13 protein-coding genes and 2 pseudogenes are annotated in these 26,056 nt (G+C 66.7%); 9 read left to right on the top strand and 6 right to left on the bottom strand.

The annotated features are described in order from the left end of the window. Positions 1-518 precede the first annotated feature (518 nt). From ACZ4WQ_RS13935 to ACZ4WQ_RS13925, 3 genes are all read left to right on the top strand, one after another. Complete coding sequence (locus ACZ4WQ_RS13935; protein ID WP_398372096.1) at positions 519-4,250, top strand: LamG-like jellyroll fold domain-containing protein; 3,732 nt, start codon at positions 519-521, stop codon at positions 4,248-4,250. A gap of 83 nt (positions 4,251-4,333) precedes the next feature. Continuing rightward, positions 4,334-10,807: an RHS repeat-associated core domain-containing protein gene (locus tag ACZ4WQ_RS13930; RefSeq protein ID WP_398372098.1), complete on the top strand. Its 6,474-nt coding sequence runs from the start codon at positions 4,334-4,336 to the stop codon at positions 10,805-10,807. Positions 10,808-11,000: 193 nt separating this feature from the next. Continuing rightward, positions 11,001-11,498: a hypothetical protein gene (locus ACZ4WQ_RS13925; protein WP_311729329.1), complete on the top strand. Its 498-nt coding sequence runs from the start codon at positions 11,001-11,003 to the stop codon at positions 11,496-11,498. Between the two features lie 51 nt (positions 11,499-11,549). On the opposite strand, the gene ACZ4WQ_RS13920 is transcribed toward ACZ4WQ_RS13925, so the two are convergent. Both ACZ4WQ_RS13920 and ACZ4WQ_RS13915 read right to left on the bottom strand, forming a co-directional pair. Then, positions 11,550-12,647 carry an integrase core domain-containing protein gene (locus ACZ4WQ_RS13920; RefSeq protein WP_398372101.1) on the bottom strand — a complete coding sequence of 366 codons (1,098 nt, stop codon included), beginning with the start codon at positions 12,645-12,647 and terminating at the stop codon, positions 11,550-11,552. A 201-nt stretch (positions 12,648-12,848) separates the two neighbouring features. After that, positions 12,849-13,430, bottom strand: coding sequence for a hypothetical protein (locus tag ACZ4WQ_RS13915; protein ID WP_385343785.1), 582 nt, complete (start codon positions 13,428-13,430; stop codon positions 12,849-12,851). A 636-nt stretch (positions 13,431-14,066) separates the two neighbouring features. On the opposite strand from ACZ4WQ_RS13915, the gene ACZ4WQ_RS13910 reads away from it, so the two are divergent. Together ACZ4WQ_RS13910 and ACZ4WQ_RS13905 are read left to right on the top strand one after the other, a co-directional pair. Continuing rightward, complete coding sequence (locus ACZ4WQ_RS13910) at positions 14,067-14,444, top strand: peptidoglycan-binding domain-containing protein (protein ID WP_385343782.1); 378 nt, start codon at positions 14,067-14,069, stop codon at positions 14,442-14,444. A 222-nt stretch (positions 14,445-14,666) separates the two neighbouring features. Then, the gene (locus ACZ4WQ_RS13905) at positions 14,667-15,059 is read left to right on the top strand and encodes a fic family toxin-antitoxin system, toxin component (RefSeq protein WP_385343779.1); all 393 of its coding nucleotides are present in this window, start codon (positions 14,667-14,669) and stop codon (positions 15,057-15,059) included. 247 nt (positions 15,060-15,306) lie between these two features. Here ACZ4WQ_RS13905 and ACZ4WQ_RS13900 read toward each other — a convergent pair whose 3' ends face one another. Beyond that, positions 15,307-15,720 (bottom strand): hypothetical protein, encoded by a 414-nt coding sequence (locus ACZ4WQ_RS13900; protein WP_398372104.1) that lies wholly within the window; start codon positions 15,718-15,720, stop codon positions 15,307-15,309. Between the two features lie 464 nt (positions 15,721-16,184). Between ACZ4WQ_RS13900 and ACZ4WQ_RS13895 the strand changes: the two genes are divergently transcribed. Further along, positions 16,185-16,625 (top strand): hypothetical protein, encoded by a 441-nt coding sequence (locus ACZ4WQ_RS13895; protein ID WP_468022206.1) that lies wholly within the window; start codon positions 16,185-16,187, stop codon positions 16,623-16,625. 256 nt (positions 16,626-16,881) lie between these two features. Further along, a pseudogene (locus ACZ4WQ_RS13890) lies at positions 16,882-17,772 on the top strand (FAD-dependent oxidoreductase); the annotation flags it as partial. Between the two features lie 30 nt (positions 17,773-17,802). On the opposite strand, the gene ACZ4WQ_RS13885 reads toward ACZ4WQ_RS13890, so the two are convergent. Then, entirely contained in the window at positions 17,803-18,900 is a 1,098-nt protein-coding gene (locus tag ACZ4WQ_RS13885) for an integrase core domain-containing protein (protein WP_398372106.1), read from the bottom strand. A 126-nt stretch (positions 18,901-19,026) separates the two neighbouring features. Here ACZ4WQ_RS13885 and ACZ4WQ_RS13880 point away from each other — a divergent pair. After that, positions 19,027-19,383: pseudogene (locus tag ACZ4WQ_RS13880) on the top strand (transposase); the annotation flags it as partial. A 490-nt stretch (positions 19,384-19,873) separates the two neighbouring features. On the opposite strand, the gene ACZ4WQ_RS13875 reads toward ACZ4WQ_RS13880, so the two are convergent. Beyond that, on the bottom strand, positions 19,874-21,388 hold the full coding sequence (locus tag ACZ4WQ_RS13875; protein WP_385343936.1) for a sensor histidine kinase: 1,515 nt from the start codon (positions 21,386-21,388) through the stop codon (positions 19,874-19,876). Positions 21,389-21,413: 25 nt separating this feature from the next. Next, positions 21,414-22,094, bottom strand: coding sequence for a response regulator transcription factor (locus ACZ4WQ_RS13870; RefSeq protein WP_264349527.1), 681 nt, complete (start codon positions 22,092-22,094; stop codon positions 21,414-21,416). A 503-nt stretch (positions 22,095-22,597) separates the two neighbouring features. On the opposite strand from ACZ4WQ_RS13870, the gene ACZ4WQ_RS13865 reads away from it, so the two are divergent. Beyond that, positions 22,598-25,921, top strand: coding sequence for a S8 family peptidase (locus ACZ4WQ_RS13865; RefSeq protein ID WP_398372109.1), 3,324 nt, complete (start codon positions 22,598-22,600; stop codon positions 25,919-25,921). The last annotated feature ends 135 nt before the right edge of the window (positions 25,922-26,056 follow it).

Here is a 26,056-nt window from a genome sequence, read left to right as displayed (position 1 = left end):
TCACTGCCAGGGCGCATTGGATGGCTTGCCGCTCGACGATGGGGGAGCGGTGTCACCGTTCTCGGTGCAGCACTGCCTCGTTCCTCTGTCCGGACGGAGCTACCTCGGTAAGTATGCGCAGCTTGACTGCGGCGGGAAACTCGGGCGGGGCTTGGCACCGGGTTCCCGGCCCGACCAGTTGTTCACGCTGGTCATCTGAGGGTGGGGTTCTTCTCTCGCCGTGGAAGGGGGCCCGCACATCTCTGGTGTCTCGCCTACGGCCGACGGGGCGGGGGCTCGGTGATCATCTGAAGGCTTGCTGGAGGTCGTGTCCGACGGGTGGCTGTAAGTCACCCGTCCAGTGGAAACGTGATCTGCTTCACGTTGACGGAGGGAGCCAGAGGGCCGTTAACTCGCTGCGCATTTGAAAATCTTGTGACTCTGGGGTGGGGACTGTGGAGTTGGGGTGGAGACCGTGGCGTGCGCGAGCGCGAAGACGCTGGTTATTTCCTGTGGTCGGTGGGGCGCTCGCGACGGAGATGCTGCTGTCCGTGCTGTCGTCGGTCGCGTCCCTCTCGCCTGCCGCGCATGCGGCGGCGCCCGCGTCGGCGTTGTCGGAGGAGTCGGCGTCTGCGCGGGCAGTGGCATCAGGCGAGCCTGTGGAAGTGACCTCGGCGCGGAGTGAGTACTCGCAGACGGTGGCGAACCCGGACGGCACCTTCACCCTTACGCAGTCGACGGAGCCGCAGCGTGCGCGTGCTGCTGACGGTACATGGCGCGACATCGATGTCACGTTGCAGAGGTACCCGGACGGCAGAGTGGGGCCGAAGTCCGCGGTGGTGGAGTTGTCGTTCTCCGGTGGCGGGAGCGGCTCGGGCATGTTGGCCATGGGGCGTGGTGAGCGGGAGTTACGGCTGGGCTGGCCCGACTCGTTGCCGGCGCCGACGCTGGATGGGGCCACCGCCACGTACCCGGACGTTTTTGCGGGGGTGGATCTGCAGCTGACGGCGACGGCCGAGGGCTACCGCGACGTGCTGGTGGTCAAGACGGCTGAGGCGGCGGCCAACCCGGAGCTGGAGAAGATCAAGCTCACCGCCACTGGGGACGGCCTGAGCGTGGTACCGGGTGCCGGCGGTGGGGTGCGGGCGGTTGACGCGGATGGCAACGCCGTATTCCGGGGACCGGCAGGGCGGATGTGGGACTCGGCAGGGGAAGACGCCACGGGCTCGCACACCGAGTTCCGGACGGTACCGTCCGGGAAGCAGCGGAGATTGAGCGACACCAAAGATGAATTGGCTCAGCCGGGCGAGGGTGATGCGACCGCTGAATTGCCGGTGACCGTCGGGGACGGCAGTGTTTCGGTGGAGCCGGACTTGGAGTTGCTGCGGGGGGAGAAGACCGAGTACCCGGTGTTCATCGACCCGTCCGTGGGTCTGGGGGCTTCGGAGTGGACGAAGCTGTCCTCTGACGGGGACAGGTTCTGGAAGTTCGATGAGCCGAAGGGTGTCGGCTTGTGCGGCAGTGCGGATGGCTATTACTGCGGGTCGGGTTACCGGGACCGGATGTATTTCGAGTTCGGGGCGTCGAAGCTGGCGGGCAAGCATGTGCTGGACGCGACGTTCCGGGCGTATGAGACGTGGTCGTTCAACTGCAACCCGTACTGGGTGGACCTCGAGCGGACCGACAACATCTCCGAGGGGACGCGCTGGCCGGGGCCGAAGCAGTTGGACCAGATGGGCGACCGTTACGTGTCGGCGGGTCGGGGGGATCTGTGCAGCCCGGAGCAGCCGAACAAGTGGATCGAGTTCAACGACAACCCGGATGAGCCGGATGAGAACCTGACCTCCACAGTGCGGTCCCTGGCTGACGGCAAGATCTCCCGGCTGACGCTCATGTTGCGGGCCAAGGACGAAGGTGAGCCGCGGGCGTGGAAGCGCTTTGACTCCAACGCGGAGTTGAAGGTGTGGTACGCGCACAAGCCCGGCGTGCCGACCTCGGTCGGGGCCATCCCGGGCACGGGCAACAAGGCACAGTGCCGGTCCTCGTCGGATCCGCTGACCGTGACGGTGGACACCCCGACGGTCCAGGCACGTGTGCAGACGAAGGTCGAGGCTCACGAGGGCGACGAAGAGGGCTCACTGCAAGCCGAGTTCGTCATGCAGCGCAGCAGCACGGACACCAACTCGGGCTCTTGGTCGCAGGTGTGGAGCGACTACAAGCCGGACAGCGGCTGGGATCCGGATGGCACGCTGGAGAGGACGACGACGGACAAGCGGGCCGATGGGGGGCTGTACCGGTTCCGCGCCCGGACCCAGTCGCACTGGGCCTACAACGGCAGGTCGGGTGATCTGTTCTCGCCGTATTCCTCCTGGTGTTATCTGCGGATCGACTCCACGGCGCCCAAAGTGCCGGTCATCGTGCCCGGCGCCCCGTACACCGAGTGCACGGCCAACGACTGTGCAGCACACGGAGGCCCGGGTAAGCCGGGGACCTTCACCTTCAAACCGAACACGGCCGACAAGGACGTGAAGGCCTACCGGTGGCGGCTGCTGACCTCCGACGCTGATGCGACCAAGCGGGTGACCGCCCCGACCACGAATGCTTCGGTGCAGGTCAAGGACGTCAAGCCTGGCCTGCCTGGCGCACAGACACTGTCGGTGGAAGCCAGCGATCTGAAGCTGGACAAGGAAGGACGGGTGCGCTGGGGCCCGCCAGCGGAGCTGGCCTTCAAGGTGGCGGCTGCTCCCGGGCCGACCGGGCGGTGGCGCTTCGACGACGGCGGCCCCGGCTCGGGGCTGACGGTGGCGAAGGACACCGGCGAGGTGGGCTCCCGCCACGACCTGGTGCTGCGGGACGAGGCCGGCACCGGCTGGTCGACCCTCGCCAGGCGAGGGGCCGGTGACTATTCGCTGCGTCTGAACGACAACCTGAGTGATCCGTCGAAGCAGGTGGGCTATGCGTCGACGGACGGCGCGGCCGTGAACACGCAGGATTCGTTCACCGTCTCCGCCTGGGCGTATCTCACCGACGCGTCGGCGAATCACGTGGTGCTGTCGGCACCGGGGGAGTACGGATCGGCGTTCACCCTGTATTACTCGTCCGCGTACAAGAAGTGGGTGTTCAACCGGACCGACCGGGACAAGAACGATCCGGTGTACATCCGCTCGTTGGCCGAGGCGGAAAGTCCTCCCTTGCGGGTGTGGACGCACCTGACCGGCGTCTTCGACACACAAAACGACGCCGACAAGAGCAACGACACGATCCAGCTGTTCATCAACGGACGTCCCCAGGGCAACCCGGTCGTCCTGGCCGACGTGGCACCCACGTACGAGCCGTGGACGGCCGACCGCAACCTCATGATCGGCCGATCCAAGGTGGCAGGAACGTACGGCGAGTACTTCCTGGGCCGCGTCGATGAGATCGCCGTCTGGCAGGACGCCCGCACCCCTGAGCAGATCCGGGAAGAAGACCGGCTGGACAAGGACGGAGCGCCGACGAACGAACTGGTGGCGCACTGGGACGCCACCATCTCCCAGGGCAGCCAGGTGGTGGAGAGCCCGGAGGACCCGGACGACCTGGTCAGCACCACCTTCCCCTACCGGCGCGGCCCCATGACGCTGTCCGGGTCAGGCGCGGCACTCACCGGCGAGGACGCGACGGCGCTGGTGCTCAACGGCAGCTCCGGTTACGCCTCGGCAACGGGTCCGGTGGTTGACGAGACCGGTTCGTTCACGGTGTCGGCGCGGGTGCGACTGAACAAGGCGCTGCTGGCGGTCAAGCCGGTCGGTTACCGGGGACTGGTTGCCGCGCAGGCCACACCAGTCGGCAAGGAGTCGTCGTGGGCGTTGTGGGTGGAGAAGCCTGCGGAGGACACCTACCAGTGGAAGTTCGGCCGGACGGCAGTCGACAGCAGCGGGAAAGTGACGGACACCGCGCTTGCTGCCGCCCAGGAGACGGTGGGCGAGAAGGAGTGGGACACCTGGGTCGATGTGACCGGGGTCTTCGACGCGGGGCTCCCGTTCACCGATGGTGACGGCGATCAGCAGCTCGGGGTAGCGGAGTTGTTCATCGGCCAGTTCGCTCAGCAAAGCCCATCAGACATCGGCCTTGAGGTGCCTCAGCAGGGCGGTGGAGCTCTCTCCGCGGGCAGGGGCTCGGCCGTCGGCGCCACGGGCCACTACCTTCCGGGTGATCTGGCGAAGGTACGTGTGTGGACGGGCGCGATGACGCCCGAGCAAGTGGCTTCGCAGATCGCGCAACCTTCGACATAGCCGCCTCGGCCTTCGTACCCCACCCTTCGCAGACCTTTGACGGTGTGCGGGCGCGTCGGCGCCCGCACACGAGGAGACTTGCCATGAACCAGTTCGGGTCCGGCATGCCCCGGATAGGCGGCACGGCACGCAGGAGACGATCCTGGGAGAGACGGTTCGCCGTCTTAGCGGGGTTCGCCCTGGTGCCGGGGCTGCTGTCTCCGGTCGCTTTCGCTGACGCTCCGGACCCGCTCGGAAAGCCGAAGCTGAAGGCACCCCGGTCCTCAACAGTCTCCCCGCTGACCAAGAAGGCGAACGATAAGAACGCCCGCGTGGTTAAAGCCACCGAGGCCGCCGACCTGACCGCGGCCAGGCGGGCGAAGGCGGATCAGAAACGGTCGGTTTCCTGGCCCCGGCAGGGCCAGGAAACACTCACACTCGGCGCCAAGAAAACTGCCACCGCGGAACCAGGCGCCCTCCCGGTGACGTTGATCGCACCCGCAGTCGGCAACGACGGGAAGAAGGGACACGTCGCCCGCACCGTCACCGTCAAGGTCCTCGACCAGAAGGCGGCCGGCGAGCTCGGTGTCAAGGGCGTCGTGCTCACCGCCACGGGCCCCACGGACGGAGGCAGAGCCCGGATCAGCGTCGACTACTCGGCGTTCGCTTCCGCTTACGGCGGTGACTGGGCCGGGCGGCTCCAGATCGTGAAGCTTCCGGACTGCGCACTGAAAGACCCTGAACAAGCGCACTGCCGAAGCCGCGAGACCGTGCCTTTCACCAATGACCGGGCTGGCCGGCGTCTCGAGACCACGTTGTCCTTCGCCTCCGCGCCTGCCGGCCAGTCAGCGGTGCTGGCCCTGGCAGCCGGGACCAAGTCGGGGTCCGGCGACTACAAGGCCACGCCGCTCGCGGCCTCCTCTACCTGGGAGGCCGGCGGCTCGTCCGGCAGCTTCACCTGGTCGTACCCGTTGCGGACGCCGCCCGCCGCGGCGGGACCGTCCCCGGACCTGTCGATCTCCTACGACTCGGGCAGCGTGGACGGGCGTACCGCGTCCACCAATAACCAGGGGACCGCGATCGGTGAGGGTTTCGACCTCACTTCGTCCTTCATCGAGCGCAAGTACGGCTCCTGTGACGACGACGGACAGGACGACAAGTTCGACCTCTGCTGGAAGTACGACAACGCCTCCCTCGTCCTGAACGGCAAGGCCACCGAGCTGGTCAAGGACGACACCAGTGACCGGTGGCGGCTGAAGAACGACGACGCATCCACCGTCGAGCACCACACCGGCGCCGAGAACGGCGACGACAACGGCGAGTACTGGACCGTCACCACCGGCGACGGCACCGTCTACACCTTCGGCCTCAACAAACTCGACGGGGCCGGCGCGGATGACCGCACCGCATCGGTGTGGACCGCTCCGGTCTTCGGCGACGACGAGGGGGAACCCGGCTACGCGGACGGCAGCAGCTTCTCCGGCCGGGACAAGAAGCAGGCCTGGCGGTGGAGCCTCGACCTGGTCGAGGACACCCACGGCAACGCCATGACCTACTGGTACAAGGCCGAGGAGAACAACTACGACAAGCTCGGCGACGACAACACCGGCACCGGCTACACCCGCGGCGGCTACCTGAAGGAGATCCGCTACGGCCAGCGCAAGGATGCCCTGTTCTCCACAACCCCCGCCGCCTCCAACAAAGTCGTCTTCGACTACGCCGAGCGGTGCCTGGCCTCCGGCACCGGCTGCGACTCGCTCACCAAGGACACCCGCGACAACTGGCCGGATGTGCCCTTCGACGCGGTGTGCAAGGACGACGACAAGTGCACCGGTACGGTCAGCCCCTTCTTCTTCACCCGCAAGCGGATGACGGGCATCACCACCTACGCGTGGGACGCCGCCGCCTCCACCCCCGGCTACGCCGCGGTCGACAACTGGACTCTCAAGCAGCTCTACCTCGACCCGGGCGACACCGGTGACACCGCTGACCAGTCTCTGTGGCTGGACGAGATCAAGCACACCGGCAAACGCGGCAGCGACCTGGCCCTGGACCCGGTGAAGTTCACCCACGTCTTCCTGCCCAACCGTGTTGACGGGGCGAGTGACGACATCCTCTCCCTCGACAAGCCGCGTCTGAAGACGGTCACCTCCGAGGCCGGGGCCCAGACCATCGTCAGCTATGCCGAGGCTGACTGCGTGGCCGGGCAGACGATGCCCAAGGTCGACGAGAACACCCGGCGCTGCTACCCGGTGTACTGGTCGCCGAACGGGGAGAAGGACCCGGTCCTGGACTGGTTCCAGAAGTACCGGGTCACCTCCGTGTCCACCACCGACCCATACGGCGGCTCAGAGGCGGTCCAGCACACCTACAGCTATGAGGGCGGGGGTGCCTGGCACTACAACGACGACCCGATGACCCCGGCCAAGGAACGCACCTGGTCCATCTGGCGCGGCTTCGGGAAAGTCACCCACCTCACCGGGGACCGCGACAGTACACAGCTGAAGACGGTCACCGTCTATCTGCGCGGGATGAACGGCGACCGCGTACTGGGCACGGACGGCAAGACGCCCGACCCGGACAGGCGCAGGCAGGCCAAGGTCACCGGCATCAAGGGCGAGGCCATCACCGACTCGGACCAGTACGCCGGGTTCACCCGCGAGACCGTCACCTATAACGGGGACATCGAGGTGACGGGCACGGTCGATGACCCGTGGTCCAAGCGCACCGCCACCCAGCACAAGTCGTACGCCGACACCGAGGCCTACTACGTCCGCACCGCCGCCACCCACACCCGCACCCGCATCACCAGCGGCCTCACCCCCGTGGACCGTGTGCGGACCACGGCCACCACGTACGACGACTACGGCATGGCCCAGACGGTCGAGGACCGCGGCGACGACGCCAAGCCCAACGACGCCAAGCCCAACGACGAGACCTGCACCCGCACCTGGTACGCGCGCAATGACGACAAGGGCATCAACGCGCTGATCTCCCGCACCCGCACCACCGCACAGCCCTGCGACACCCCGGACACAGACCTCGACCTGCCCGCGGACTCCAGCCGCCAGGGCGACATCATCTCCGACACCGCCACCGCCTACGACACCACCACCTGGAACGCGTCACAGAAACCCACCAAGGGCGAGGCCCAGTGGACCGGGCGGGCCAAGAGCTACGGGACCGACAACGCCCCCGCCTGGCAGCAGACCGGCACCGCCGCATACGACACGCTGGGCCGGCCCACCGTGGTGAAGGACGCGCTGGACAACACCACCACCGCCACGACCTACACACCAACCAGCATCGGCCCCTTGACGTCGACCACAGTGGCTGACGCCAAGAGCTTCAAGACCACCACAGCCCTCGACTTCGCCACCGGAGCCGCGCTCAAGGTCACCGACCCGAATAACAAGATCACCGAGAGCGAGTACGACGCGCTCGGCCGGGTCACTAAAGTCTGGCTGCCGAACCACACCAAGGTCCTGTGGCCGACCACACCGAACTACACCTACGGCTACCACCTCAACAGCACCTCGCTGCCCTGGATATCCACCAGCGCACTCAAAGGCGACGGCTCCGGGTACAACACCACCTACGAGATCTACGACTCACTCCTGCGCACCCGCCAGGTCCAGTCACCCACACCGGTCGGCGGCCGGCTGATCGGCCTGACCCTGTATGACGACCGGGGGCTCGCGGTCAGCTCTCAGGCGGACATCTGGGACGAGACCGCGTCCCCGTCGGGCACACCCGTGCAGACGGAGGGCAGCCAGGCCCCCGTCCAGACCGATACCACCTATGACGGCGCCGGGCGGGCCACCAAGACGGTCACCAAGAATTACGGTGTCACCCGCTGGACCACCGAGACCGGCTACACCGGCGACACCGTCGCCACCAGCGCCCCCGTCGGCGGTCAGGGCGTCGCCGAGGTCACCGATGTCCGCGGGCAGACCACCGAGCGGCGCGAATACGCGAGCCCCAAGCCGACCGGCTCTGAATTCGCCACCACCGGCTTCACCTACACCCCCGGCGGTCTGCAGAAGACCATCACCGGTCCGGACAAGGCCACCTGGTCCTACTCCTACGACCTGGCTGGTCGGCAGGTCCAGACGGACGACCCGGACAAGGGCAAGACCACCACCAGCTACAACACCCTCGATCAGGTCACCAGCAGCACCAACGCCGAGAAGCAGACCCTCGTCTACGACTATGACGAGCTCGGCCGCAAGACGGGCATGTGGAGTGGCACCAAGACGGATGCCAACAAGCTCGCCGCCTGGACCTTCGACACTCTGGCCAAGGGGCAGCAGGACACCGCCGTCCGCTATGACGGGGGCCTGGCTGGCAAGGCGTACACGCGGAAAGTGACGGAGTACGACAGCCTCTACCAGGTCAAGGGCAGCGAGCTCACGCTCCCCGACGAGGATCCGCTCGTCAAGGCGGGAGTACCCAAGACCCTGGCCTTCACCACCGGCTACCGGCTCGACGGCACCATCAGCCAGAGTCGTGAACCGGCCGTAGGCGGACTCGCCGCCGAGACCGTCTCCTACACCTACAACGCCACCGGCCAGCACCTCACCTCCCTGGGCACCACCGGATACCTCCAGGGCGCCACCTTCTCTCCGCAAGGTGATCTGCGGCAGCTGACCGTGGGCATGTCTGGGACCAACTCGGCGAAGAAGGCCTACCTCAACTACGACTACGAGCCCGGCACCCGCCGCCTGACCCGCTCCTACGTCACCGACGACGTCCACGGCTACATGCCGCAGGAGCTGAAGTTCACCCAGGACGACGCGGGCAACGTCACCTCCATCTTCGACAACGCGACACTCGGCGGCACCGGCAAGGCCGACTACCAGTGCTTCACCTACGACGGCTACCGCCGCATGACCGAAGCCTGGACCCCGGCCACCGCCAACTGCGCCACCACCGGCCGCACCACCGCCAACCTCGCCGGCGCCGCCCCCTACTGGGCCAGCTACCACTACAACACCGCGGGCCAACGCAGCGAACAGACCGAACACACCACAGTCGGCGACACCATCACCAAATACACGTACGGTACGCAGACCGGTCAGCCCCACCCGCTCACCAAAACCGAAACCAACGGCGGCACACCCCGCACCTACATCTACGACAAGACCGGCAACACCACCGGCCGCCCCGGCACCCAGGCCACCCAGACCCTGACCTGGAACCCCGAGGGCAAACTCGCCGCTACCACGGAACCCGCGGCTGGCAGCAAGCCCGCCACCGCCACCGGCTATCTCTACGACGCCGACGGCGAACTCCTCATCCGCCGCGCCACCAGCACAGACGGCGACACCGTCCTCTACCTCGGCGCCACCGAAGTACGCCTCACCGTCAAGGGCGGCACGAAGACCCTGTCCGGAACCCGTTACTACACGGCCAACGGCCAGACCATCGCAGTCCGCACCGCCAGCACGGCGACCACCGGCACCAAACTGTCCTTCCTGGCCGCCGACCACCACGGCACCTCCAGTATCGCCCTGGACGCCACCACCTCCGCCATCACCAAGCGCTACACCACCCCCTTCGGAGGCCCGCGCGGCCAAAAGCCACAAGCCTGGCCCGACGACAAATCCTTCCTCGGTAAACCCGCCGACACCACCACCGGCCTCACCCACATCGGCGCCCGCGAATACGACCTCACCCTCGGCCAATTCCTCAGCATCGACCCACTCCTCACCCCCGAGCAAGCCCAATCCCTCAACGGCTACAGCTATGCCAACCAAAACCCTGTCAGCGCTTCCGATCCCACCGGCCTGTGCATGGACCCCGGCAACGGACACTGCATGCCGACCAATGGCGGCGATGCAGGCAAAGACGCCCCACCGGAGGACCGCTACCCTCGAGGCAGCAGTAACGGCACCGGCCGCAGTTCAGGCTCGGGTACTGCTCAGTCGAGCAGTACAGGTGAACTTATAAATAGCTCTGAAGCCAACAAGCGGCACAATGAAGCTCAGCGTGTCGCTATTGAGTATTTACGTCTGACTAACCCCGGGGCCACGGTGCAGGCTGAATACGAGATTTTAGGGGCAGGGAAGAATGGTGCAACCGATGGCTCGGCCGACATTGTGATGCTGAAAGACGGAGTTCTGTACATATGGGAAGTAAAGTCCGGGCGACGCGGTAAGGATGAGAAGGTGGCTGCGGCCGAGGTAGCGCACTATGTTAAAATGGAGAGAATTCTCCAAACCGGCCCAGGAGGGCAACATTTACAAGTTCAGGCAGGTTTCGACATCCCTCAACTTGTGACCCCTGATGTTGTGCAAAAGGACCGCGTCCTGGTGACTGTTTCAACGAACAAGAAGCGGGCCGACCTCGTGGGTAAAGGTAAGCACGACGGGGCAATAAGCTGGTGGACGCGCAGGAGTTCTGGCCCCAAGGACCCGTCGTTGAAACCCTATCCCAGAACCGTCCCGGCCAGAGTCTGGGACTGGAATCCCAGCCCGAGTGCGGTGAAAAACATCAAAAAAGGCATTGCTTATGGGACTGCAACCGCTGCAGGCATCGCTCTCACCATTTTGACTGGCGGTGCTGCGACTCCGTAAGATCCCTGTAGCCCCTGGCTCCCCTGGGGTGGAATGCCAAGTTTTTCAGGGGCAGAGATGGTGTGGAGGACTAACACTGTTCAGCAGGTGGTGGCAGTGGCTTCAGATCTTATGGAAGGCGTCAACGGCAGTTGAATTGGCTCGACTGCTGTTGATGGCTCCCTCTCCCTCTGTCATTGAAATGGGAAATAGTATGAGTGAGTTTACGAACTTCATCGGATCTGTGTCGATTGAGCCGCCACTGAATGAGAGCGAAGTCCTCTACCTTCAAAGGTTCTCGAATACTCGCAGGATGGCGCGTATCTCTGGTCCCTACTCCACCGTTGCAACTGGACGTCTTGTTGTGCCGGATGGTGATATCCTGGACATTAATGAGCCCCCTGCCGGCCAGCCTGGCCTGTATTGCCAATGGATCCCCGGCGAATCGGGTGCTTCCCTGGAATGGAGTCGGCGCAGTAAATTTCCGTTTGCGGCGGAGTGGATGTCTTATATAATTGACCAATTTCTTAAGCCTGGGGCTGCTCTGGCTGACGAGATGGCGACACCGATAAAAAACAGATACTATGCACCTGAATTTCTGGAATTTACATTCAATCACACCCTGGATGGCGAAGTGGTGGGAGTCGGGGAGTTAGGGGAGCGTTGCCGGATTATCGTAAGTAGAAATCAGGTGAGGGCTGAGGAGGGTTGAAATCCTGTCCGACCGGGGTGCTGCCCTTGCCGGAAACGTCATCCATGCAGGTCACGCCGCATGCCGGTACTCGTGGAGGATGCCGCCGAGGCGATCGTGTCGACGTATCTTGAGGTGGGCTAACTCGTCCGGATCGTCGATCGGCGGGGGCAATGGGTGCAGCGGCCTGGCGTTCGCGATGCCCTGGTGTGGTCGGTGTCCGTTGTAGAACTGCTCGAACTCGCTCAGGTTGGCGAGCAGATGTCGTTGGTTCCAGATCAACGTCCGGTCCAGGAGCGCGCGGCGACAGGTCTGTATCCACCTTTCCGTGATCGAGTTCATCCTCGGCATCTGGATGCGGCTGAGCACGACCTCGATCCCCGCGTCCTTGAGGACGGCATCGAACAGTTCGGGGAACTTCCCGTCCCTGGCCCTGATCATGAACCGTGCCCGGCAGCCGAGGTCTTCGAGGTCCATGACGAGGTTTTTCGCCGCTTGGGCTACCCAGGAGGCGGTCGGATGCGTGGTGGCGCCCAGGACGCGGATCCGGCGACTGCCGTGTTCGATCACTACGAGCGCATACATCCGCATGCCCGACAGGGTGACTGTTTCCATGAAGTCGCAGGCCAGCAGGGCGTCAGCCTGGGTGCGAAGGAAGGTGGCCCAGGTGCTGGAGTTCCGCTCGGGTGCTGGGTCGATGCTGGCCTCCTTCAGGATTTCCCAGACGGTGGACGCGCCCACCTTCACCCTCAGTACGAGGAACTCGCCGTGCAGGCGTCGGTACCCCCAGCTCGGGTTCTCCTTCGCCAGGCGCAGGACCAGGACGCGGATCGAGCGCACTGTAGGGGGTCGTCCCGGGCGTTTGGGCCGGCAGGAGGCGGCATGGCGGCGTGCGACGAGGTTGCGGTGCCAACGCAGTACCGTGTCGGGGCGTACGAGCAGCCGTGACCTTCGCAGGACGTGCCGCGGCAGCCGGTGTAGGAGCGCTGCCAGGAATGCCCGGTCGCTCGGGGTGAACCGGATCTTTTCCTTGCCGAGTTGGCGTTCCAGCACGGTGATCTGGTGGCGTAGGGCGAGGATCTCCGCGTCCTTGCTTCGGTCGGTCATCGGCAGCAGGCGAAGCATCGCGAACGTGTTCGACACGCCCAAGTAAGCCAGTCGCAGCAGCACGATCGATCATCATGACGTGCTGACGGCAGCTGCGCGAGAGCGTCGGCTCAGACGACCGCGGCCAGATTTCGGGAAACCCGATGCACCGGCCCCTACCAGGGCGGATGAGGTTTCTGGCAAGGGCAGTGTCTTCTCTCGCTGGACGACAATCTGCCAGGCGTCGAGGTCGGCGGCTGTGTCGACACATTGATGATGGGCACATCACACGCTGCTGCGGTTTTCACACACCTTTCTGTACATGAGGATCATTGAGTTGATCTCTGACAGGACCTTTGTGAAGGCCGCGAACGTCACGACTGCGAGGCCCCATTCAGTACTGAGAAAGACGTACCAGGCAGCCCATCGGGCCGCTCCGTGGCCGTCGATTGCTGCCCAGAGGAATGTGATCGTCAGCGCACTGACCAGGAGTACGGCAGTGAGCATCCAGACAACTACGGCGGTCAGCCGTAGGGCGACTTTCTCTTCGACTGTGCGCGTGGCAGCGGTAATTGCCACAGGCAATCCAGGCCCATTCTTCGTCCGCACCTCTTCCGCTTCGATGCGTTCCTTGGCTGATTGCAAGTAGAAGTGCAGCTCAACGAAGCCCAGCAGGAGGAGCGCCGCGATGCAGGCCGAGGTCATGGCCGCGTAATCGTCGGTCATCCTCAGGCGGTCCTCGTCGAAGATGCCGAAGACGAAGGGAATCACCACCACGATGACGATGCTCGTGATCACAGCTAACCAGCGGCCGAACCGCCAGACCTGATCCAAGTTGCTCTCGAATGCCAACTCGTCGCTGTCCACCCGATACCTTCCTACCTCACTGACAGAGCAACATTCTTGCCCGCCGCGGCGTCGACGCGGTCGCCCCGCACATCGCCGGACGTGACACCCCTCGTTTGCGGCTGGTGACAGCGTTCTTACCGGCACCCCGAACTTTACGGAACAGACGACCCGCCCCTCCCCACCAGCCAAGGGGTGGCCGAGCCCCGTACGGACGGTGCGGAGCACCCCCGCCCCCGCCCACCGCGCGGGAGGTGGCTGGGGCGGTTCGTCTGTTCCGTAAAGTTCAGTCGATCCCACGCGGTCGTCACCCGCGTCGGCGGCGCGGGGGCCGACTCCTCGCCGTCCCGCATGATGCCCGGTGACACCCTGCCCTGCGCCTGATCCCGGGGCCGTCAGCGCGAACAGCAGCTCGCCCGGGCCGGTGGCGTTGCAGGTTCGGGCGTTAGAAGCCTCCATCGAAGAAGGCGTCACGCGCAGCTTCGACACCAGCACGGAAGATCCCGGAGACGGTACTCCTGACCGGGCTTCGCGCGCTCCCTCGCACGCCGTAGTGCGCTCTGCCCTGACGGTCGATACAGGGATATGTTCGCGCTCAACCAATCCAGTCGGCGGGCTGCCCCGCCCCGTTCGGAGGACTCTCAGTTGCCTCAGCGCGTGAGACTTTCCCTGCTCGCGTCCGCCGTACTGGCCGCGGCCCTGCTCCCGGTCGGCTCCGCCAGTGCCGCTCTGGCCACACCCGCCACCGCTCAAGCGCCGACCGCGGTGGCGGTGAGCTGCCGATCCACCGTCGACACGGGGCTCTACTGCGGCTACGACCGCAGCAACGCCTACACGGACCGCGGCGACTCCGGTGCGAAGGTGAAGGAGCTCCAGGCGCTGCTGATCTACCGGGGCTACTCGGTGGGCTCCACCGGCGTAGACGGCTACTTCGGAGCAACCACAGAGTCCGCCGTGAAACGCTTCCAGACTGCGGAAGGGATTCGCGCCGACGGCATCGTCGGCGCGACTACCTGGGGGTACCTCCGGGCCTAGTGCCGTATCAAGCAACGTTCGCCCTGTTGTGACGCGCCGCCCGGATCGATTCCGGCGGCGCGTCGTGCGACATGCTGTGCGGGTGGCTGAGCGTGTGCGGCCGGCACTCCCATGAGCAATCTCAGCGCCAACCACGGTTCCATTGATCCCCGAGGCCGAACAGCGCGCCGCGGAGCAAGAAGCCCGCCGCAGTCTTGGGCACCACGGGCAGGGCCACGCCGCGTGAGCCAGCCCGACCCTCGCCAGCCACCCCGCATTGACGTCCCGTTCCTGCTGCATGCCGTCGAGCGGCTCCCCGGCGACCCACAGGTCGACGACCTCGGACCGCTCTACGCCGCCGTCGAACGCATGTATGCCCGGGCCATGGACCGTGACATCTACAGCTCTCCACACCTCAAGGCCGCCGCGCTGCTTCAGACCCTGGTGAAACTCCCGTGCCTGGAGCACTCGAACGAGGCCTTCGCTTGGCACAGCGCTGAAGCCTTCCTCGCCCTGAGCGGACACCGCCTCAGCTACCCCCCGAAGGACGCGGTCGCACTCGTCCACGATGCGTCGGCAGGCTCCCTGGGCATCGCCCGGATCGCCCGCCAGTTTCGAGACTGGACCGCCCCCTGAAACCGGGCAGGCACCCGGCCCGGGAAACTGATCGTGATCTGCCAATCGACTCACTCGCCGACGCCATCGGCGCGACGGGGGACCGGTCGGTCACCCAGCGTCTGGACACGATAGAACGGGTTCTGGTCGCTCTCGCCCGTGCACAGGGCATCGACCCCGACACCGCTCCCTGACCCGGCCGAACGTGCGGCGCTCAGTCTCGCGACCTCAGGCCGGGGACGCCGCCCGGCCCGCCGGGCAGCCGGACTCAGTGGGACATCCACTCCGAGCTGGGCAGGCAGTCCCACGAGTTCTCCAACCACTCGCCCAGCAGGACGAGCGGTCGGGTAAGCAGGATGTCGCCCGCCCGCTGCACGCGGAGGAGGAGGCCGAGTTCTGCTGAACCCGGGGTGCCCTCGTGGGTGTACCGCAGGTCCAGCCCGTGCTCCTCGACGTAGCCGAGGAGCCATGCCTCCGTCTCCGAGGGGACCCGTCCGGTCAGCGCAACGCCCGCCAGGACGATCTGCGGGCCGACCCGCGCGTCGACGGCGACGCACGCCAGCTTCCCGGAGGCGTAGTACACGCTCACGCCCACGTCGGAGAAGTTCTCCTGCCCTGGAGGGAACCCGTCGATCTGGGAACGGGGGTCATTGAGCGCGGCGGCAACCTCGGCCGGGCTCATTCCAAGCCGGAGCGGACCGATGCTCTCTGGCGGCGTGAACGTCCACCGCGTACGCGCTTCGTCCCTCTTCACGTCCCAGATCCCCACGCCTACACCCTCCCGCCTCCACACCCGCCCTGAGACTGGCATCCCGCCCAGTCCATGCCAGGCCTGGCGCCGTGACTCTACGGGCAACTGCCGACACCGCCCGCCCCGTGGCCGAGGAGGCCGAGATCGGGCTGGCCAGGACACACGCGCCGCGACGCGGCCGGAGGCGAGCACAGCGGAGAAGCTGGACAGGAAGGCTGGCTCGGCGAGATCGAAGGACTCAAAGTCAGCCTCGCCAGCGCCGAGGACGAACTCGCCCAGATCGACCGAAGCGCGTCCGGCAGCACGGCGATCAACCTCGGCATGCCACGCAGAGCCCCAGCACCATGACCAGCACCAACTGGGAGAACCACCAACATCACTGGGAGGATCCGCGCATGCTGACTCCAGCCTGGCTGAACACCAAGGACCGATTCGTCCCGGGAACCGAGCTCTTCCGCTCCGACCGGGCCTTCACCGTCTGGGCCTACACCATCAGCCACAGCCAACTGTTGCTGCGCACTCGAACGACCATGGTCGACGGATCCTGCAGCTCCCGCATCGACGTTGTCTTCAAGCCCGTCCAGGCCATGAAGGTCAGGATCGAGTACGACGGACTCGTCATCCGCTGCGCCACCGAAGCCGAGGTCGAGCGCATCAAGGCCGAGAACACCGGCACCGACGGCGATGCCCGCTGCCTCATCCTGGAGACCGAAGACGACCAGGACTACGTCATCACCCACGCCGTCGGCTGGCACGAGGACATGGAGACCGATCGGAACCCGAGCAGGCTCGCCGGCTTCGCTCCCGGCAGCGACCCCAACCGCATCTTGAGATAGAGCACGGCCAACCCGGCTCTGGCTGTGCCACTTTCAATGGGAGTCATTTCGAGGTGACTTGCGGAGTTGTTTCGCGGCGGCAGACAAGATCAATGCAGGTGACTTTTGATGTCGTTCCCGACCGCCGCGCCGGGGGCTGGGGCCGTGGGATATCTACCTGAAGCCTCGCCCCTGCACCGCGACGGACGAGCTGGTTCGGGGCTGGAGATCGGCAGGCAGTACGCTCATTCCGCAACACGACGCGAAGGGGAGATCGGTGGCGCGGGTTGCGGTGATCGGCGGGGGTATCAGCGGGCTGGGGACGGCGCTCATGCTTGGCCGGCGGGGCCACACGGTCACGTTGTTCGAGCAGGACGCGCGGCAGGCCGGAGACGACCTGGACCGGGACTTCTTCCACTGGGACAGGCCCCGAGTCCCGCAGGCCAACCAGCCCCACTCGCTGCTCGCACCCGTCCGCACCGTGTTGCGCGCGGAAGCCCCTGATGTCTATACGGACCTGCTGACGCGGGGGGCCCGGGAGTACCACGAGTTCGACTGGTTCAGTGAGCATCCGCCGCATCGACCTGGCGATGAGGACTTGGTGACCCTGCGCGCCCGCCGCATCGTGCTGGAGGCCGCCCTGACTGCGGCGGTGCAGCGGGAACCCACCGTTGAGGTGCGGCGAGGCTGCCGGGTGCGCGCGCTCACCCTCCGGGAGGGCCGTCCTCCCCGGGTCACCGGCGTGCAGGTGGGCGCGGAAGTCCACCAGGCGGACCTCGTCGTCGATGTGTCCGGTCGTCGCTCGCCGGTGCCGGCCTGGCTGATCGCGGCCGGATGCCGCCCGCCCGTGGTCGACAGTCACCGCGCTGGGATCGCTTATCTGTGCCGCTGGTACCGCCTGCGTGCCGACGGGCCGCGTGATCCTGGCCAGGTGAAGACCGGCTCGGCCGCACCGTTCGCGCTCGGCGGCGTCTTCCCTTCCGACAACGACACCTTCGCGGTGAGCCTGGTGCTCTCCACGAGTGATCCCACCCGCGGCGCGCTCACCGATCCTGCCGTGTTCGAGGCCGTCGCTCGCCACTTCCCCGCGACCGCCGCCTGGCTCGACCTGGCCCCGGAACCACGATCCGCCGTCCTGGCGATGGCCGGCCTGGACAACCGTTGGACCTGCCCTTGCCGGAAATCTCATCCGCGCAGGTCACGCTGCATGCCGGTATTCGTGGAGGATACCGCCGAGGCGATCGTGCCGGCGTATGTCGAGGCGGGCTAACGTGTCCGGGTCGTGGATCGGTGGGGGTAAGGGGTGCAGCGGTCTGGCGTTCGCGATGCCTTGGTGTGGTCGGTGTTCGTTGTAGAACTGCTCGAACTCGCGTAGGGCGTGGAGGAGGTGTTGCTGGTTCCAGATCAGCGTCCGGTCCAGGAGTTCGCGGCGACAGGTCTGTATCCACCTTTCCGTGATCGAGTTCATCCTCGGCATCTGGATGCCGCTGAGGACGACGTCGATCCCTGCGTCCTTGAGTACGGCATCGAACAGTTCGGGGAACTTCCCGTCCCGGTCTCGGATCATGAACTGTGCCCGGCAGCCGAGGTCTTCGAGGTCCATGACCAGGTTCTTCGCCGCTTGGGCTACCCAGGATGCGATCGGATGCGTGGTGGCGCCCAGGATCCGGATCCGGCGACTGTCGTGTTCGATCACCACGAGCACGTACATCCGCATCCCCGACAGGGTGACTGTTTCCATGAAGTCGCAGGCCAGCAGGGCATCAGCCTGGGAGCGAAGGAAGGTGGCCCAGGTACTGGAGTTCCGCTTGGGCGCCGGATCGATGCCGGCCTCCTTCAAGATCTCCCAGACAGCGGACGCGCCCACCTTCACCCCCAGCACAAGCAGCTCGCCGTGCACGCGTCGGTACCCCCAGCTCGGGTTCTCCTTCGCCAAGCGCAGCACCAGGATGCGGATCGAGCGCACCGTGCGGGGCCGTCCCGGGCGTTTGGGTCGGCAGGAGGCGGCATGGCGGCGTTTGACGAGGTTGCGGTGCCAACGCAGTACCGTGTCGGGGCGGACGAGTAGCCGTAACTGTCGCAGGACGTGCAGTGGCAGCCGGTGCAGCAGCGCTGCCAGGAATGCCCGATCGCTGGGCGAGAACCGGATCTTTTCCTTGCCGAGTTGGCGTTCCAGCACGGTGATCTGGTGGCGCAGGGCGAGGATCTCCGCGTCCTTGTCCCGGTCGGTCATCGGCAGCAGGCGAAGCATCGCGAACGCGTTCGACACACCCAGGTAAGCCAGTCGCAGCAGCACGATCGATCATCATGACGCCCTGATAGCAGCTGCGCGAGAGCGCCAGTTCGAGCTACCGCGGCCAAGATTCCGGGAAACCCGAAGAACCTCCCCCCACCAGGGCGGATGAGGTTTCCGGCAAGGGCAGCGTTGAACCATGGCAGGATCGACACCGACGCCGCGCGTAACCTGCTGGTTTCCCTGCCGATGCCGCGCTTTGACGGGCGGATCGTGCTCGCCGTGGACGTCTCCCCGTGGCTGCGCTCGGACGCGGCCTGCTCGCCTGAGCGACTGCTCTGTCACGTCCACGGCCGTTCTCGGGAGGCCGAGCAGATCATCCCGGGTTGGCCGTACTCCTTCATCGCCGCGCTGACACCGGACCGTACTTCGTGGACGCAGATCCTGGACGTGGTCCGGCTCGGGCCCGCCGACGATGCCGCGGCCGTCACCGCCGACCAGCTTCGGGCTGTGGTCGAGAGGCTGATCGCGGCCGGTCAATGGCAGCCGCGAGGCCATGTCGATCGGGGTGCCGCCCGCGACGAACCTGAATGTGGGACATCCGGTCATGGCGTCGAAGATCCGGCCGATGCCGTCGGACAGCTTGCTCGCGCTGTCGCTGTACAGCTCCTCGGCGCCGTCCGTGAGGTACAGTCTCGCCGCCCCCGGGCCGTCCCGTTGAACCTCACTGTCCACCCCTCTCCGTAGCTCGCATCCGATGCGAGAAAATCGCATCGAATGCGAGGCGACAGCGAAACCGCAGTCGTCCATCCGGACGAGTGACAGCGGCTGACTATCGGGTCTCGCCAGCCGCTACCGTCGCGCGACGCAACGTTCCGGACATCCCTGTTCAGCGAGGTGTTGTCCGCCCTCGCCGGTGCCGACACAGCAACTGTCGCCAGTTCGCATCCGATGCAATTGGCGGCGCCCGTGCCGTTTGCGCTGGGCCGACCACCGGTGTCTCATCAGGTGGCCAGTGCTGCCTGGGTGAAGCGCGCTATTCCTCGGCTGGGGTTGGGGCTTGGGGGAGACGTAGTTGGAAGCATGCTCCGAGGGTCCGGGGGGTGAGGGTGAGGGTGCCTTTGTGGCGGTGGGCCAGGTCGCGAGCAATGGCGAGGCCCAGGCCGGTGCCGCCTTGGTCGCGGGAGCGGGCGTCGTCGAGCCGGACGAAGCGTTCGAAGATGCGCTCGGCGTCTTCAGTGGGCACGCCTGGTCCGTCGTCGTGCACCGTGAGGTCGACCCAGCCGTCCTGGTTCCGGACGGTGATGTGGATGCGGTGTGCGGCGTGGCGGGCGGCGTTGTCGATGAGGTTGCGCAGTAGTCGTTCGCATTCGTCGGGGTTTCCGTGCGCGGGGGCGGGGGCGGTGCTGTCGCAGGTGAGTGTCAACCCTCCTTCGGCGAGGGGGTATTGCTCGGTCAGCCGGGAGGCGAGGGCTGCCAGGTCGACGGTGTCGCGGCCGGCCATGGGGGTGCGGGTGTCGAGGCGGGCGAGGAGCAGCAGGTCCTCGGCGAGGGCGTGGAGGCGGCGGGTCTGTCGTGCGGCGGTGGTGACCGCGGCGGGCCAGTCGGTACGTTCCGGGTAGGCGAGCGCGACTTCCAGGCTGGCCAGCAGTGTGGTGAGGGGGCTGCGTAGTTCGTGGGCGGCGTCCGCGACGAAGCGGCGTTGCTCGGCGGCGGCGTTGTCGAGGCGTTGGAGGGTGGTGTTGATGGTGGTGGCCAGGGCGGTGATCTCGTGTCCCGTGGCGGGGACGGTGACGCGTTCGCGGGGGTCGCTCGCGGTGACCGAGGCGGTGAGGACGCGGATGGCTTCGACCGGCCGCAGCGCGATGCGGACGGCGAAGTAGGCGACGGCGGCGATCAGTACGAGGCTGACGAGCCCGGCTCGCAGCAGCAGGCGGTCGGTGGCCTCGGTGATTGTTTCGGCGATGTCCTCGGCTGCGTGCGGCAGCACCACCACATAGACCCGCAGTTGGGCGTCGGCGGCGACACCCAGAGCGGCGACTCTGTCGCTGCTCAGTTCATCGGCCCTGACATCGTGGTACATGACCAGGTAGGTCCCACCGTCCTTGCCGAACCGGTCCCCGGGCTCGGAGTCGGGGCGCGCTGGCATGCGCGTGGGAATGGTCGTATAGCCCCAGCCTGACGACTCGTCATCTGGTGGGGCGGGCAACTCGGCCTTGGGCGGGGCGGGCAACACATGGCGGGTGCCGGGATCGAACTCCTCCATGCCTCCGCCGTAGGCGACAGCACCGCGGCGGTCGGTCGCGACGACCTCGTACGGCACAGTGCTTCGGCGAACAGGAACCACACCCTCCTCCACCTGATCGACGAGAGCCCGGAATTGTGCCTGCGCCTGCCCTTCGGCGATCTGCGTGCTCTCGCGGTAGACGTCGTGGTGTACCCACCAGCCGATGCCGACCAGGATGACGGCGGCGGCCGAGGCGGCGGCCAGGGCCGTGCGGGCTCGTACCGAACGCGGCCACCAGCGGCGTCGCGGCCCGGTCGCGTTCACGGTCGGCCACCAGCGGCCTCGCGGCTCAGTCGCGTTCACGGTCATCCACCAGTCGGTAGCCGGTACCCCGCACGGTCTGCAGGGACTGCCGGTGGAACGCGGCGTCCACCTTCTTGCGTAGCGCGCTGACGCGTGCCTCCACCAGGTTGGGATCCCAGGCTTCGTCGGGCCACGCGTGATAGAGCAGATCCGTTTTCGAGACCGCCTGGCCCGCCCGGCGGGCCAGCAGCTCCAGCACCGCGAACTCCCTGGGCGTGAGCTCCACCCGGGCCCCGGCCCGGCGGCAGACCCGGCCGGCGACATCCAACGAGAGGTCGCCCACGGCAAGGACGGGCGGGGCGACCGTGGCGGCTCGTCTGACCAGGGCCCGCAGCCGTGCGACGAGCACCACGTAGGAGAAGGGCTTGGCCAGGTAGTCATCGGCCCCCGTGTCCAGGGCCTCCGCCTGATCCCACTCCCCGTCCTTGGCGGTGAGGACCAGGATGGGGGTCGCGTTGTTCTCCCGGCGCAACTGGGCGCAGACCTTGTAGCCGTTGAGTCCGGGCAGCATCAAGTCCAGTACGACAAGGGCGTATTCGCCGGTCCGGGCCATCCACAGTCCCTGCCGGCCGTCATGGGCGAGGTCGACGCTGTAGCCCTCGGCGGTCAAACCGGTGTGCAGGGTGTGGGCAAGGTCCACCTCGTCTTCGACCACCAGGATGCGCATGCGGTGCAGCCTCGCACAGCGCCGGCCCGCCTTCCTGATCGGCCGGTCAGGTTGGATCAGCATCCGGTCAACGAGGTCCCGGCATGCTGGCCGAGTCTCTTCGCCACTACTGAAAGGCCCTGCCACCGATGTCCGTTGCTGAACGTGCCCCCGCCGCGGCCAGGACGGTTTCCCCTCCCGCACGCGCCCGTCGTCAGTCACCGCTCCGGCCTGTGACCGATGGCGGTCCCCAGCCTCGGGCGCGTCTGCGGTGACGCGGGGGTGCTGAGCCGAGTTGGTCAAGCTCAAGGGCACGACGGGCCATCATCACGCCACAAGCGATGGGGAGGTCCGAGCGGGCGAGCGAAAGCGAACCCTTGCCCTTACGAGCCGACATGAGGAACACCGCGTCGATGGCGAAGCGGTCGGCGGAAGATTTACGCCTGACCAGCAGAAACCCAGTGATTACACCCGGAAGACAACAAGTTCTCAGATAGCCTCCAGGGGGAGACTTGCGCAGACAAGTGAGAAGAGCGTGCGCGGCCACGATCGCCACGGCGGCAGCCGTGGCCCTGGCGGCGGGCATGACCAGCCCGGCGTCGGCGGAGCCCGAGCGTACGGCCGGTGACCAGGCCGTACAGACCACGCCCAAGCACCGCGTCACCCTGATCACCGGCGACCGTGTCGTCGTCGACGCCGAGGGCCGCGTCATCGGCCTGGAGCGGGCCAAGGGCCGCGAGGGGATACCCGTCCAGATCCGCAAGGCCGACGGGCACACCCTCGTCGTGCCGGCCGACGCGGCACGGCTGATAGCCGACGGCAGACTCGACCAGCGGCTCTTCGACGTCACCGAGCTCAACAAGTCGGCCAACCGCAAGGCCCAGAAGCAGGGCCTCAAGCTGATCGTCGGCTACAGCGGCACGGCCGCCGCGGCGAAGGCGGACGTCCGGGAGGCCGGCGACACCAAGGTCCGCAGGACCCTGAAGTCGCTGAACGCGGACGCGGTGCTGACGCCCAAGGGCGACGCGCCCGACCTGTGGGCCGCGGTCACCGACACGCCGTCCGGCGGCGCGAGGACCGCCTCCGGCATCGCCCACGTGTGGCTCGACGGGGTCCGCAAGGCCAGCCTCGACAAGTCCGTTCCGCAGATCGGCGCCGACAAGGCGTGGGCCGCCGGGTACAACGGCAAGGGCGTCAAGATCGCCGTCCTCGACACCGGTGTCGACGCGACCCACCCGGACCTCAAGGAGCAGGTGGTCGGGGAGAAGAACTTCTCCACGTCCCCCGACGCGACCGACAAGTACGGCCACGGCACGCACGTCGCGTCCATCGCGGCCGGTACGGGAGCCAAGTCGGCGGGCAAGTACAAGGGCGTCGCACCGGGCGCCAAGCTGCTCAACGGCAAGGTGCTCGGCGACGACGGCTCCGGCGACGACTCCGGCATCCTCGCCGGCATGGAGTGGGCGGTCGAGCAGGGCGCCGACGTCGTGAACCTCAGCCTCGGCGGCGGGGACACCCCCGACATCGACCCGCTTGAGGCCCAGGTCAACAAGCTGTCCAAGGAGAAGGGCGTCCTCTTCGCCATCGCCGCGGGCAACGACGGCGACTCCGGCGAGCAGACGATCGGCTCCCCGGGCAGCGCGGAGGCCGCGCTCACCGTGGGCGCCGTCGACGACACCGACAAGCTGGCCTCGTTCTCCAGCACGGGCCCCGGCCTCGACGGGCAGATCAAGCCCGACGTGACCGCACCCGGCGTGGACACCACGGCCGCCTCGGCCCCGGGCAGCGTCATAGCCCAGGAGGTCGGCGAGAAGCCGCCCGGCTACGTGAGCATCTCGGGTACGTCGATGGCCACCCCGCATGTCGCGGGCGCCGCGGCGATCCTGAAGCAGCAGCACCCCGACTGGACGTACACCCAGCTCAAGGGTGCGCTGACCGGCTCCGCGAAGGGCGGCAAGTACACGCCGTTCCAGCAGGGTTCGGGCCGGATCCAGGTCGACAAGGCCATCAAGCAGACCGTGGTCGCCGACCCGACGTCGGTGAGCTTCGGCCTCCAGCAGTGGCCGCACACCGACGACAAGCCGGTCACCGACAAGGTCACGTACAAGAACCTCGGGAAGACCGATGTCACGCTGACCCTCGCGGTGACGGCCACCGACCCGAAGGGGCAGGCCGCACCGGCCGGCTTCTTCACGCTCGGCACCAAGACGCTGACCGTCCCGGCGGGCGGCTCGGCCTCCGCCGACCTCACGGTCAACACGAAGCAGGGCGGCACGCTCGACGGCGCCTACTCCGCGTACGTGACCGCCACCGGCGGCGGCCAGAGCGTACGCACGGCGGCGACGGTGCAGCGCGAGGTGGAGTCGTACGACGTCACGCTCAAGTTCATCGACCGTGACGGCAACCCGGCGAAGTACTACAACGCCGAACTGGACGGTGTCACCGGGCTCGCACAGGGCAAGTGGTACTCGCCCTACGACGAGTCCGGCACCGTCAAGGTCCGCTTTCCCAAGGGCGGTTACATCTTCAACTCGGCCGTCCACGTCGACCCGGATGACCCCGCCAAGGGCTTCGACTGGGTGACGCAGCCGAAGCTGAGCATCACCAAGAAGGCCACGATCACGGTGGACGCGCGGACCGCGAAGCCGGTGGACATCACCGTGCCCGACGCGGCGGCGAAGTCGGAGGTCGCTACGCCGTTGTACACCGTCGGCGTGCCGGACGGCAGCAACTCGTACGGCTGGTGGCTGGACTCGTACGCCAACTTCCGTACCGCGCACGCCGGCCCGCAGATCACCGACGGCAGCCTGTACCAGCAGTGGGGCGGTCACTGGGTCAAGCCCGCCGAGGAGTACGACACCCTCGCCGGCGGCAAGGTCAAGCAACTCGCCACCGGTTACACCAAGCGCTACAAGGCGAGTGAACTGGCCACGGTGAAGACCGGTCTGGGCGCCTCGTCGAGCGGTAAGAAGGGCGTGATCTACGCCTGGGGCGAGCTGCCCGGCAGTACAAGCACCTTTGCACCCGGGGTCCAGCAGAAACTGCCCGGCACGCGCACGCTGCGCCTGTCCACCGCGGGCGGGGCGAAGTGGAAACTCGACTTCGAGCAGCACGGCGGGGTCGACGAGTCCGGCTTCCCGATCGTCGAGGCCTTCTACACGCTCGGCACCCCGCAGACCCTGAAGGCGGGCAAGAGCTACGGGAAGACCTTCAACACGGCCGTCTTCGGCCCGCGTGTCGGCTCAAGTCTCGGTATCTACCGCGAGGGCAACGGCATTTACGGCTACCTGCCGGTGTTCACCGACGGCAAGACCCACTCCGGTTCCTCGCTCTACTCGTCGGTCACCACGACCCTCTATCGCAACGGCGCCAAGGTCGGCTCGAACAGCGACCCACTGGAAGGGGCGGGCATCTTCACGGTTCCGGCCGGTGACGCCGCTTACAAACTGACCACCTCGGTCAAGCGCAGCGTCAAGGTCGCCGCGGCCTCCACCCGCGTCGACGCCAGCTGGACCTTCCGCTCCAAGAAGGCCGACCTGGCCAAGCTGCCCGCGTCCTCGATCCGCTTCGACGCGGCCGTCGGCCTGGACAGCAGGGCTCCGGCCGACAAGAAGGTCTCCGTCCCGGTGACCGTCCAGGGCTCGGCAGCGGGCTCGAACCTGAAGTCCCTGTCGGTGTACGTGTCGTACGACTACGGCCAGACCTGGAAGAAGGTCACCGTCAAGAACGGCAAGATTGCGGTCACGAACCCGGCCAAGGGCAAGGGGATCTCGTTCCACGCCAAGATCGCCGACAAGAAGGGCAACAAGTCGACGATCTCGCTTTACAACGCGTACTACGGGAAGTGACCTGATCCGGTGGATCACCGACAGGTTCGCTGAACGCACTCATACACGGACGGCCCGCCGGAAGCTCTGCTTCCGGCGGGCCGTCCGTGTATGAGTGCGTTGCGGCAAAGGGAGTCTCTGTTCGATGAGCAGGGG

The sequence above is a fragment of the Streptomyces sp. NPDC028305 genome (assembly GCF_055569495.1).
The sequence above is the reverse complement of the archived record's forward strand: the minus strand, read 5'-3'. Positions and strand labels throughout refer to the sequence as shown.